This window comes from Serratia sp. H1w (genome assembly GCF_000633355.1).
GTDB lineage: Bacteria > Pseudomonadota > Gammaproteobacteria > Enterobacterales > Enterobacteriaceae > Chania.
Genome location: NZ_AYMQ01000105.1, coordinates 96,707 through 107,549, shown reverse-complemented (window position 1 = coordinate 107,549; position 10,843 = coordinate 96,707). Strand labels below are relative to the sequence as shown.

At 53.0% G+C, this 10,843-nt stretch carries 12 protein-coding genes; 5 read left to right on the top strand and 7 right to left on the bottom strand.

Features of this window, described 5'->3' with window-relative positions; translation table 11 throughout:
- The coding region (locus U869_RS32615; protein ID WP_232785387.1) for a hypothetical protein at positions 1-212 on the top strand (212 nt) is incomplete at its 5' end.
- A gap of 176 nt (positions 213-388) precedes the next feature.
- Here the strand turns inward: U869_RS32615 and U869_RS0123005 are convergent.
- Positions 389-1,279: an SIS domain-containing protein gene (locus tag U869_RS0123005; RefSeq protein ID WP_025120660.1), complete on the bottom strand. Its 891-nt coding sequence runs from the start codon at positions 1,277-1,279 to the stop codon at positions 389-391.
- 394 nt (positions 1,280-1,673) lie between these two features.
- Between U869_RS0123005 and U869_RS0123000 the strand changes: the two genes are divergently transcribed.
- The 3 genes from U869_RS0123000 to rpe all read left to right on the top strand — a co-directional run bounded on the left by U869_RS0123000 (position 1,674) and on the right by rpe (position 4,474).
- Positions 1,674-3,263 (top strand): PTS transporter subunit EIIC, encoded by a 1,590-nt coding sequence (locus tag U869_RS0123000; protein WP_025120661.1) that lies wholly within the window; start codon positions 1,674-1,676, stop codon positions 3,261-3,263.
- A gap of 78 nt (positions 3,264-3,341) precedes the next feature.
- Positions 3,342-3,785: a ribose 5-phosphate isomerase B gene (gene rpiB, locus U869_RS0122995; RefSeq protein ID WP_025120662.1), complete on the top strand. Its 444-nt coding sequence runs from the start codon at positions 3,342-3,344 to the stop codon at positions 3,783-3,785.
- Positions 3,782-4,474, top strand: coding sequence for a ribulose-phosphate 3-epimerase (gene rpe, locus U869_RS0122990; RefSeq protein WP_025120663.1), 693 nt, complete (start codon positions 3,782-3,784; stop codon positions 4,472-4,474). The genes rpiB and rpe overlap by 4 nt, the downstream gene beginning before the upstream one ends.
- A gap of 121 nt (positions 4,475-4,595) precedes the next feature.
- Here the strand turns inward: rpe and U869_RS0122985 are convergent, their stop codons facing one another.
- From U869_RS0122985 to U869_RS0122965, 5 genes are all read right to left on the bottom strand, one after another.
- Complete coding sequence (locus U869_RS0122985) at positions 4,596-5,558, bottom strand: transketolase family protein (protein WP_025120664.1); 963 nt, start codon at positions 5,556-5,558, stop codon at positions 4,596-4,598.
- Positions 5,551-6,387 carry a transketolase gene (locus U869_RS0122980; RefSeq protein ID WP_025120665.1) on the bottom strand — a complete coding sequence of 279 codons (837 nt, stop codon included), beginning with the start codon at positions 6,385-6,387 and terminating at the stop codon, positions 5,551-5,553. The genes U869_RS0122985 and U869_RS0122980 overlap by 8 nt, the downstream gene beginning before the upstream one ends.
- A complete protein-coding gene (locus U869_RS0122975) occupies positions 6,384-7,766 on the bottom strand; it encodes a PTS ascorbate transporter subunit IIC (protein WP_025120666.1) in 1,383 nt (460 codons plus the stop codon). Before U869_RS0122975 ends, U869_RS0122980 begins: the two co-directional genes overlap by 4 nt.
- 23 nt (positions 7,767-7,789) lie before the next feature.
- Positions 7,790-8,071 carry a PTS sugar transporter subunit IIB gene (locus U869_RS0122970; protein ID WP_025120667.1) on the bottom strand — a complete coding sequence of 94 codons (282 nt, stop codon included), beginning with the start codon at positions 8,069-8,071 and terminating at the stop codon, positions 7,790-7,792.
- Positions 8,072-8,164: 93 nt separating this feature from the next.
- Positions 8,165-8,608 (bottom strand): PTS sugar transporter subunit IIA, encoded by a 444-nt coding sequence (locus U869_RS0122965; protein ID WP_025120668.1) that lies wholly within the window; start codon positions 8,606-8,608, stop codon positions 8,165-8,167.
- Positions 8,609-8,964: 356 nt separating this feature from the next.
- Here U869_RS0122965 and U869_RS0122960 point away from each other — a divergent pair, with 356 nt between their 5' ends.
- Entirely contained in the window at positions 8,965-9,984 is a 1,020-nt protein-coding gene (locus tag U869_RS0122960) for a LacI family DNA-binding transcriptional regulator (RefSeq protein ID WP_025120669.1), read from the top strand.
- 57 nt (positions 9,985-10,041) lie between these two features.
- Here the strand turns inward: U869_RS0122960 and U869_RS0122955 are convergent, their stop codons facing one another.
- Complete coding sequence (locus tag U869_RS0122955; protein WP_025120670.1) at positions 10,042-10,734, bottom strand: oligogalacturonate-specific porin KdgM family protein; 693 nt, start codon at positions 10,732-10,734, stop codon at positions 10,042-10,044.
- Between the last annotated feature and the right edge of the window lie 109 nt (positions 10,735-10,843).

The following is a 10,843-nucleotide window of genomic DNA, read 5'->3' as shown; positions in this document are numbered from 1 at the left end:
TACACATTGAATACATGACCTCTTACGAACGCCATACTTCTATGAATAGATTGGAACAACAACGCGCCAGATATATAGCACGAATAGAAGCCTTTGAGCGCGCTTTAGAAGCTGGGCAAACAACCCGCGTTGTTTCAGGAAAACCATCTGAAACCTCGGCCGTCTCCAATACAGCGAGTAAAGCGATCACTAATCGTTTAAGCAATGCTTAAACGATCGGTATTATGACATAGCGCTACAATTTAGCTGCGGCATTAGTCCTCAGTATCATTCCGATTTCAGATTAGCGTCTATACCTGAATATAACTCCGGACAGGCACCCTCTCATTTTTGGGGAGAGGGCTGGGTGAGGGGAAAATAACGTTAACTAGCAAGCATGCCCCCGAGGTTAGCTTTTCTTGCCATGCAACGGTTCCACTACTTGTATTCCCCGCTCCAGTCGCTGCTTATTTCCCTGATAATCCTGCAACAAAATGGCGATAAATAGCGTATCCAACAGATTAAGCTGAATGATCCTCGCCACCGCATTCTGCCCCAGCAACGGCCCGCTCATGGCCGGGCTGAAAATCGATAAATCCGCGCACTGCGACAGCGGCGAGGCATTATCGTTGGTAATGCATATCACCTTGGCATGACGGGCATTGGCAATTTCGACTGCCTTCAGCAGTTCGCGAGTCTCTCCTGATTGGGAAATCACGATCACCACATCCTGCTCGTCCAACTGACTGGCCACCATCAACATCAGGTGAAAGTCGCTATAGCTGTGGCTGATGATGCCAATACGCAACAGCTTGTGTTCAAAATCCAGGCATACCGACGCCGAGCCCCCCACACCAAGGATCACCACCCGCCGGGCGCGATAAATCAGGCTGGCAGCCTGCCCAATCACCTGAGTATCCGCGACCGACTGCGCCTCCTTCAGCACCTGGATACTGTTACTGAACACCTTATCCAGCACGGTATCCAGATTGTCATCGGCAGTGATCTCTTCCTCTTTTTCGTAGGGCAAAAAGTTGAAATAACTCACCAACGCGCTTCGCAGTTCGCGAAAGCCGGAATAACCAATTTTCTTGGCTACCTTGACGATCAAGGGTTCAGAGACATCGAGACACCCCGCCACTTCACGCAGCCCGGTAGCCTTTGTGATGTTGCCTTTGGTGATCAACCACTCAACGATACTGCGCTCTGTCGGATTCAGCGAAGAGAGCGACATTTTGATTTTAGCCCCGATGGCCAGTGCATTTTCGGTATCCGGTAACGCTTCCCGCTGATTTGCCATTTATTCCCGCCGCAGTTTTTGTCGATATACGCCAGTAGCTTACCACAGCCCCTCGCCGGACATGAATCCCTATCTACGCATTCACAGTAATAAATTCACAACCACTGACCATAACGTAAAATTTCGAACATCCCACAAAAACATCAGCCTTGGCAATCACTGTTCCAAGCTGGATTACCCCCCTATCTCGTCACGCGCGTCTACTGGAACCTACCCTGTATTCACAAAAGTTTTAGTTTTTGTGAAGTCGATCTCCTCAGGCTATTGCATTGATGATAACTTCACACCAATAATATATTCCGTGAAGTTCATGGTATTCCGGTTCAGGATGAAGCCACTTTGCTCCGGGAAAAAAATCACTATGCGATACCAGATCTGCTTTGAGGGAACATAAATGAAATCGTCATTCTTCGGTATTCTTCAGCGTATAGGGCACTCTTTTATGCTGCCCATCGCCCTGCTCCCCGTCGCCGGGTTGCTGCTTGGCATTGGCGCGTCATTCACCAACGCCACCACCATCGAATCCTACGGCCTGCAATCCCTGTTGGGTGACGGCACGATACTTCACGCATTACTGACCGTGATGAAAAGTGCTGGCAGCGTGGTGTTCTCCAACTTGCCCATGTTGTTTGCCATCGGCGTCGCGATGGGTATGGCCACCAAAGAGAAACAGGTTGCCGCCATCTCCGGTGCCGTCGGCTTCTTTGCCATGCACGCCACCATCAATGCCATGCTGCAACTCAACGGGTTATTAACTCCCGGAGCCTTGCCTGACGGATCGCTGGGAATGAGCGTGGGGATCAACTCATTGCAGATGGGCGTGTTCGGTGGGGTGCTGGTTGGCCTAGGCGTTGCTGCTCTGCACAACCGTTTTTACCGTATCGAGTTGCCGGCAACGTTTTCCTTCTTTGGCGGTACCCGCTTTGTCCCTATCGTTACCGCGCTGACTTACGTGGGTGTGGGTATCCTGATGTTCTATATCTGGCCAACGATCCAGGAAGGGATCATGCATCTCGGCGGATTGGTCAACCGCGCCGGTTATGCGGGCACCTTCATCTACGGCTTTATCGAACGTGCGCTGATACCGTTTGGCCTGCACCACGTGTTCTATATGCCATTCTGGCAAACCGGGCTGGGCGGAACCGAAATTATCGACGGTATCTCGGTCTCCGGCGCGCAGAACATCTTCTTTGCCGAGCTGGCCAGCCCTAATACCAAGGAGTTCTCAGTAGAAGCCACCCGCTTTATGGCCGGTAAATTCCCGTTCTACCTGTTTGGTATCCCAGGGGCCGCCTTGGCTATCTACCACTGCGCCAAACCTGAACACCGCAAGTTGGTGTTGGGTCTGCTGCTGTCCGCCACGCTGACCGCCGTGTTGACCGGAATCACCGAACCTATCGAGTTCTCATTCCTGTTCGCAGCCCCACTGCTGTATGTACTGCACTGCGTGCTGGCAGGCCTGTCATTCATGCTGTGCCACATCTTTAACGTCGGCGTTGGGCAAACCTTCTCCGGCAGCCTGATTGACTTCGTCCTGTTTGGCGTGCTGCAAGGCAACGCCAAAAGCCATTGGATCAATGCCATCCTGATCGGCATTCCACTGTTCCCGATTTACTACTTCAGCTTCCGCTTCCTGATCCTGCGCTTCAACTTCAAAACCCCGGGGCGTGAAGACGAAGGTCAGGAAACCAAGCTCTATACCCGCAAAGATGTCGAGGCCGCCAAAGGCAATGTGCCAGCAGCGGATCAGGTATCCGAGTTGATTGTTGCGGGCCTGGGTGGCAAAGCCAACATCACCAATATCGACTGTTGCGCCACACGGCTGCGCATCACCGTCGCCGATGAAAATCTGGTGGACGATAGCCTGCTTAAAAGCTCAGGAGCACGGGGAGTGATCCGCAGAGGCCAAGGGATCCAGGTAATTTATGGTCCACATGTGACACTGATTAAATCGAATCTGGAAGACAGCCTGCAAGGCGCTTAACCACTAAAAACTCCCATTATTAATGCATTACTGTGAATTTGTCGCTGCCGGTGAGGCAGCGATAACAGAGGATAAACGATGAAAATTGCCATTGGCTGTGACCATGTAGGGATCATTTTAAAACCCACCATTATTCAGCATCTGGAAGCGAAAGGGATCGAGGTGATGGACAAAGGCACTTATGGGGAACTGCGTACCGATTACCCGCTGTACGCCAAAGCTGTCGCCGACGCGGTGGTTTCGCAAGAGGCCGAGCTTGGCATCCTCATCTGTGGTTCAGGTATCGGTATCTCCATTGCCGCCAACAAGGTCAACGGCATCCGCGCGGTGGTATGCAGCGAGCCTTACTCGGCCAAGCTGTCCCGCCAGCACAATAACACCAATATTCTGGCCTTTGGTTCACGGGTCATCGGTGCCGAGCTGGCAAAAATGATCGTCGACGAGTGGCTTAACGCCCGGTTCGAAGGAGATCGTCATCAGAAACGCGTGGCAATGATCGCCGCACTGGAGACCCAGTCATGAGTAACGCATTCTGCCCTTCACTGATGTGTGTAGATTTCTCCCGTCTGGCTGAAGAGCTGGCCGAACTGGAAGCTGCGGGAGCCGCGATGTTCCACATCGATATTATGGATGGCCATTTTGTTCCCAATTTGGCGCTGGGGCCGGAAGATATCAAAGCCGTCGCCAAGCTGGCGACCATCCCTTATGACGCCCATCTGATGATGAGCAACCCGGACGCGTATATCGACAAGTTTGCCGATCTGGGCTGCAACATTATTTACGTTCACGCCGAAGCTCCGACGCATCTGCACCGAACCCTGAGCAATATTCGCCAGCGTGGCGTCAAGGCTGGCGTGGCCATTAATCCTGGCACGCCCCTGAGTTGCTTGAGCGAGGTACTCGATGTGGTCGATGTCGTGTTGGTGATGTCGGTCAACCCTGGCTTTGCCGGCCAGCCGTTTATCCACAATGCCATCGATAAAACCCGCCGCTTGCGCCAGATGCTGAAGGAACATCACAGCGGAGCAAAAATCGCCATCGATGGGGCTATCTCACCCGCTATCGTCAAAACGTTGGCTGCCGATGTGGATATGTTCATCTTGGGCACCGCCGGGCTGTTCCGCAAAGAGATGAACTACCAGCAAGCGATGCAGATATTGCAGGAGCAGGCAGAATTGGGGACACATTGCGCCGGGCAATACACTGCCTGATCCCCCTCACTCACGGGCGCAGCATGCGGCGCCCCTACACAGTAGCACTGATTAGCTTACCTACCTGCCCACGACCCCGGACTAACTCCCTCTCCCTGTGGGAGAGGGTTGGGGTGAGGGACTAGCCAAGCGCTAACAGTTCATCCGCTGCCGCCACAATATGCCTAGCCGTCAAACCATACTCCTGTTGTAAGAACTCCTGAGTGCCCACTTGCCCATAGCGTCCTTTTACCCCCACCCGCCGCATCGGCACCGGATACTCTTCCACCAGCACTTCCGCCACTGCCGAGCCAAGCCCGTTATGGATGCTATGGTTCTCGCAGGTGACGATTTTGCCGGTTTTCGCCGCAAAGGTTTTGATAATGTCCCGGTCGATAGGCTTGAGCGTGAACATATCAATCACCGCCGCGCTGATACCTCGCTGCGCCAACTCCTGCGCCGCCTGCAACGCTTCGGCAACCATAATACCGTTGGCAATCAGTGTGATATCACTGCCATCACGCAGCAGGTTGGCCTTGCCGATGGTGAAGCGATAGTCTGCAGGATAAATGCGTGTCGCCTGCTTACGGATAGTTCGCACCCAGTAGAAGCCTTGCAGCTCCACCAGTTGCTGCAAAATAGCCTGGAACATGGTGGCGTCGGTCACTTCCAGCACCACCGAATGTGCCAGACCACGCACGATCCCCATGTCTTCAAACGACATATGCGTCCCCCCGTTATGGCAGGCACTGACCCCGGCATCGGAAGCGATCACTTTGACGTTGTTGCGCTGATAGTCCAACGACATAAACAGCTGATCAAAACAGCGACGGCTGGCAAAAGCGGTGAAGGTATGGACAAAAGGCACCCGGCCAGTCAGTGACAAACCGGCGGCTACACCAATCACATTAGCCTCCATAATGCCGCAGTTGATGACCCGTTCCGGGTGATCCTGATGGACGCTATCCATCGCCATCGAACCCATCAGGTCGGCTTCCAGTGCAATCACCGGCGTACCGGCCTCGGCCTGCTGGCGGATCGCGCTGGCGTAGACCTTACGCATTTCGACAGCATCTTTTTCCAACGGCATGTCCAGGTTAAACATAACTAGCCTCCAGCTCGGCAATGGCCTTTTCAATTTCACTGCGCACATCTGACGTCAATCGCAGGTGGTGTGAGTTTTTCAGGTTCTCCAGATATGCCACGCCCTGCCCCTTGATGCTATCGAGGATCACCACCAACGGCCGCTGCTCACCACTGCGCTCCGGCAGCACGGCATCACGGATCGCCGCGATATCATCTCCGCGCACGGTTTGTACTTCAAAACCGAAGGCGCGGAATTTACCAGCCAGATCGAAGGGTTTGATCACCTCATCCAACGTCCCGTCCAGTTGCTGCTTGTTGTAATCAATAAACAGCGTCAGATTATGCAGGTTGTGGTGGGCGATAAACTGGAAGGCTTCCCAGCATTGGCCTTCGTTCAACTCACCATCCCCCAGGATGCAGAATACCCGGTTGCTGCGCTTCGCCAGTTGGTGTGACAGCGCCATACCGGCAGCGATAGAAACGCCCTGTCCAAGCGATCCAGTAGTGGCATCTACCCCACGGGTCAGCAAACGGTCCGGGTGACTGGGCAGCCGGGTGCCATTCTGGTTAAGCGTTTGCAGTTGCTCCAACGGGAAGTAGCCCTTAAGCGCCAACACGCTATACAGCGCCGGGCCAGCATGGCCTTTCGACAGTATGAAATAGTCACGCTCGGGCCAATCCGGGTCGCCCGGATCGATACGCATCACCTCGCCGTACAGCACTGCCAGCGTTTCGACCACCGACATACAGCCGCCGTAATGGCCAAATCCTAGTCCGGTCAGCGCCTTCAGCGTTTGCAAACGGATCGCGGCGGCCATGTGAGTCAAATCGGTCACGCTATTGCTCATGAGCTTTCCTCTTTATTTCGGGCTGGAGCACCTTTGCGTTTCCCCAGGTAGTTATGTGCGACCAGCAGGCCAAAAATAGCCACGATCGCCACCATGATCATTTCCTTGGTCATAAAGCGCGCCATATTGCCCAACACGATACCCACTACGCCAAAGTCCGCGTCGGAGAAGGTGGTGTTGGCAAAACCCAGCGCTCCCAGCACCGGTAGCAACAGCACCGGCAGGAAGGTAATCAACAGACCGTTGGCAAACGCACCCAGCATGGCACCGCGCCGCCCGCCAGTCGCATTACCGAATACCCCGGCCGTGGCCCCAGTGAAGAAGTGCGGCACCACACCCGGCAGGATCAGTACCATTTTCATTTGGCCGAGCAGGAACAGACCGGCCAAACCACCCAGGAAGCTGAACAGAAAACCAATCAATACCGCATTGGGGGCGTAGGGATAGACCACCGGGCAATCCAGCGCCGGACGGGCATTGGGCACCAGTTTTTCCGAGAAACCGGTAAAGGCCGGGACGATCTCGGCCAGGATCAGCCGCACCCCTTGCAGAATGATGAATACCCCAGCGGCAAAAGTGATCGCCTGAATAATCGAGTACACCAGGTAGTTCTGCCCACCGCTCAATTGGCTTTCGACGTACGCCTGCCCTGCGCAAATTGCCAGGATCAGGTAGATCACGATCATGGTCATTGAGATGGAAATCGAGCTGTCACGCAGGAAGCTGAGGTTTTTCGGTAGGTTCATCTCCTCGGTGGAACGTGAGCTTTTCCCTACCTTGGTGCCGATCCAGCCGGAAAGGACATAGCCCAGGGTGCCGAAATGGCCAAAGGCAATGTCGTCGTTACCGGTGATGCGGCGCATATAGCGCTGGGCGATTGCCGGGAAGAACGCCATGACCAACCCCAGCGTCAGTGCACCGGTGAATACCAGCTGTACACCCTCAAATCCAGCCACGGTAAGGATGATGCCAATCATACAAGCCATGTAGAACGTGTGGTGGCCGGTCAGGAAGATGTATTTCAGACGGGTAAAGCGAGCCACGACGATGTTGGCCACCATGCCAAACGCCATGATCAGCGCGGTAGATGCTCCGTACTTCTCTAACGCGATAGAAACAATGGCCTCGTTATTGGGGATAATTCCCTGAATATTGAACGCATGCTCAAACATGCCACCTAATGGATTCAGCGAGCCGACTAATACCGTCGCCCCACCGCCCAGTACAATAAAGCCCAGAATGGTTTTAACCGTGCCTTTGACCACATCAGAAAATGATTTCTTTTGCGCCAACAGCCCAATCAAGGCAATCACCCCGACCAATACCGCCGGGACCTTTAATATATCAACCACAAACTTGAGCGTTTCCTGGATAAACATATCCACCTCGCCAACGGGTTAGATTAAATAATCGAGTGGGCTTCGAAGTAAGCACGCAGCTTGACTTCAAGCTCATTAATATCAATGATATTGCTGATCACCACCAACTGTTCAGCGGGCACGCTCGCACTATCGGCAATATCTTTCGCCATCACGAAGATGTCTGCCGCACCCGGCGTGGCAGAGGAAAGATCGGAATGCTCTACCTCTGCCTCGATATTCATTTTCTTCAGCACCTTCTTGATGTTCATTTCCACCATAAAGCTGCTACCTAATCCGGATCCACAAATAGCCATGATTTTCATTATTATTACCTGCTGATTATTGCGTGTAGAGTAACGTCACCCGAAATAAATCGGATGCTTGATGTTGAAGCGCGTGGGTATAACGGTTAGCAATTAATAATTGGCGATAACGTCCTCAATTTGCCGTTTGGTTTGTGCCTGGAACAGTTTCTCCATGGCCTCGCTATCCGAAAATAATTCGGCCAGTTGCGAAATCAATTCAATGTGGCTGCTGCCGTCTGGAGCAGAAAGCATCACCACGACGAATACCGGGTCGTTATCTTCGGAATGAAAAGGCACCCCCTGGTTTACCTTCAACAGCGAAAGCCCCAGCGCTTTAGCCCCCTCCTCTGGTCTGGCATGTGGCATGGCAATACCCGGTGCCAAGACAAAATAGGGCCCCAGCGCCTGATGCTGACGAAAAATTGCCGTCAGGTAGTCGGCTGTGATCGCTTCACGTTGCAGCAGCGGCTGAGCACTCAGCGTTACCGCCTCTTGCCAATCGGCGACACGATCGCACAGTTGAATATGGTCGGCGTTCAGCCAGTCGTTGAGCACATCTCCTCCTTATGGTTTTCTCCCTTAAGCCGCCAGAGTTTCCGAGCCGATACGCGACGAAATCTGTTGGCTATGGATCGTTTGATGGCGCGTAGCCGTCATGGAATAGCCCGGCGACGATAAAACTTTAATCAACGGGCCGGGGTTAAACCGTGACCAAGCCCACAAAGATAGCGCTACCAAAAGGCTATCATCCAGATCTGTGATAGCGCTATCAAAATGATGGGGGCTGGAAGCGGACGACTCAGTTTTTTGATCGTTCACCAAAGGAACGGGATAGAATGGGCGAAGAATCAGGAATGTCGAACCCATTAGCTCATTTATGCGTGATGCGCGCATTTCAGTCAGGATCAGCAATGTCGATCGGTAGAAAACGACGCAGTACCGGCCGGGTAACCCTGGCCGACGTGGCCCAATTGGCAGGCGTGGGCACCATGACCGTCTCACGGGCGCTCCGCACACCGGAGCAGGTTTCAGATAAGCTGAGGGAAAAAATTGAGGCGGCGGTCAGTGAGTTGGGTTATCTCCCCAACCTGGCGGCCAGTTCGTTAGCCTCGGCGTCTTCTTATACCATCGCCATGGTGGTGCCGAGTTTCTCCGAGTCCGGCTGTGCGGATATGTTTGCCGGGCTACAGCGGGTATTACAACCGGCGGGCTACCAGATCATGCTGGCCGAGTCACAGCATCACATTGAGCGTGAAGAAACGTTGCTGGAAACCCTGCTCTCTTACAACCTGGCTGCCGCCGTGCTGTTGAGCGTGGAGCACTCAGAGAATACCCGCCAGGCATTAACCACGGCCAATATTCCGGTGGTGGAGATCGGAGCAATGCGCACCGATCCGATCGACATCAATATCGGCATCGATTACGTCGCCGCCATGTATCAACTGACCCAGACGGTGATTAACAGCGGCTATCAGAACGTTGGCCTGATGTGTGCCAATCAGGAACAGTGGATTTTCCAGCAGCATTTGCAGGGCTGGCACAAGGCGTTACTACACCATCACATGTCCCCTCATCGGGTCATTAATGCCGCACAACCCGCCAGTTTCAGCACCGGTGCACAACAATTGCCGGAGTTTTTGCTGGCCTGGCCAGAGTTGGATGCGCTGGTGTGTGCGTCAGATGAGTTGGCCTGTGGCGCGCTGTATGAATGCCAGCGGCGGCGGATCAAGGTACCCGATCAACTGGCTATCGTGGGGTTTGGTAACAGTGAATTCAGCCAGGTCTGCCAGCCACCGCTGACGACCATGACCGTGCCGCACAAAGAGATTGGTATCCAGGCGGGCAAGGCATTGCTGGCTCGTTTGAACGGCCAGGAGTGGCAGCTCGAAGGGTCGATTCCGTCTACGCTGTGCCGTCGTAGCAGTTGTTAGTTGTGATGATACCGGGAACCCGCTGACAAGACGGCATCCCCGGTATCTCAGCATTGCTTACCAGCTATAGTTGATACCGACACGGTAGCGCGTCTGGCGGTTATCATTTTTGCTGTCCTGCTTCACGTTCCCCACTTCAACATAAGGCTTCCAGTTTTTATCCCATTTGTAGGCCAGCTTGACGTTATGTTCATAATCGGTTTTGCCGTCGTCAAAAATAACCTTGTTGCTGCTCTTATAAACGTAGTTATATTCGGCTGACCAGTCCTTATAGAAGTTATAACCTAACCAGAAATCACCACGGTTGGTTTTCTCATCAAAATCTGCCCCTTTTGAGGTGGTACGCTTATATTCATAGCGATATCGACCCGCCACATAAAGGTCTTTGGTAAAGTTATACTGCGCACGCAGGTAAGGACGATAGCCATTATTATTACTGCTGGACTCGATCGAGAATCCCGGTTGCAGGGTGATCGCATCAAATTTATGTTGATAACTGACCACGGCTTCAGTTCCGTTACTAACATGCTCGTGGAAAGGTTTATCAGGCGTCGAGTCTGATGAATCCTGACGCCATTTCGCTTCCAGAGAGAATCCCAGGCCGTTATCGAAGCGATGGGAAACCAGCATGCGATCTTTATGGTCGCCTTTGCCGGTATCTTGCCATTCGTGGCGCAGATCGAGCGACATGGCCATTGCACTAAAGTTGGCTACAGAGGCTAACACCAGAGTCAATAATTTAAATTTCATTATTACTACCCTTATCATTTAATTATAAAAAAGATAGCCCCCCTGCTATCAAGAGGGGTTATAGAGTTATTTGAAATACTTATTATTTAAAAATGGGCAAAGCGTCATT